Below are 514 nucleotides of genomic sequence, written 5' to 3'. Positions count from 1 at the left end.
CCGCGACGGTCACCGCCGTCGCCGCTCCCGCGCTGGCCGTGCTGAAGACCGCCTTCCCGATCGCCGCCACCCAGGCGGGCCAGACGGTCACCTACTCCTACGCGGTCGTCAACATCGGCAACACCACCCTGACCGGAGTCAGCATCACCGACGTCACCACCGCCTCCGGCCCACCCGCCACCATCACCTGCCCCCTGACCACACTGGCCCCGCAGGAGTCCGTGACCTGCAACGGAACGCACATCATCACCCAGACCGACATCGACGCCGGAACCATCACCAACTCCGCGACCGCCTCCGGAACACCCCCCACCGGACCCGCCGTCACCTCCGCACCCTCCACCGCCACAGTCACCCTGACCGCCGCCCCCGCCCTGGCACTGCAGAAGACGGCCTCACCGAACGCGGTGGTCGCGGCCGGGCAGACCATCACCTACTCCTACCTCGTCGCCAACACCGGCAACACCACCCTGACCGGCGTGGCCGTGACCACCACCGTCTTCACCGGCACCGG

Annotated in this window: 1 protein-coding gene; it reads left to right on the top strand. The window is 70.2% G+C overall.

The window, feature by feature from the left end; genetic code table 11:
* On the top strand, nt 1-514 hold a 514-nt coding region (locus tag ACLQ2R_RS39535), incomplete at both ends, for a DUF7507 domain-containing protein (RefSeq protein WP_425966545.1).

It is taken from the genome of Streptosporangium sp. DT93 (genome assembly GCF_049844535.1).
Taxonomy (GTDB): domain Bacteria; phylum Actinomycetota; class Actinomycetes; order Streptosporangiales; family Streptosporangiaceae; genus Streptosporangium.
This window is presented reverse-complemented; position numbering and strand designations above follow the sequence as displayed.